A 252-nucleotide genomic window follows, 5' to 3' on the forward strand; every position below is an offset into this window, starting at 1 on the left:
GTGACCAACAACTTCCCCCAAATCACGCTGGATTTCTCTACGGAGTGGACGGAGTTCCACCGCCCCGGTGCCCCAAGCCTCTATCCCGAGCAGCTGCGCGAAGAGATCGACCAGGTGAATAAGCGGGTTTTCACTGAGGTTAACAACGGCGTCTACAGGTGCGGATTCGCCGGGTCCCAAGAAGCCTACGACGCCGCCTACACCCGGCTGTGGAATGCCATGGACTGGCTGGAGGAACGGCTTTCACGGCAG

The 252-nt window shown here is 59.9% G+C and carries 1 pseudogene; it reads left to right on the forward strand.

What is annotated here, in order from left to right:
* Positions 1 to 252, forward strand: a pseudogene (locus SB847_RS21725) (glutathione S-transferase family protein); the annotation flags it as partial.

This window comes from Bacillus sp. SIMBA_026, assembly GCF_046535335.1.
GTDB lineage: Bacteria > Bacillota > Bacilli > Bacillales > Bacillaceae > Bacillus > Bacillus velezensis.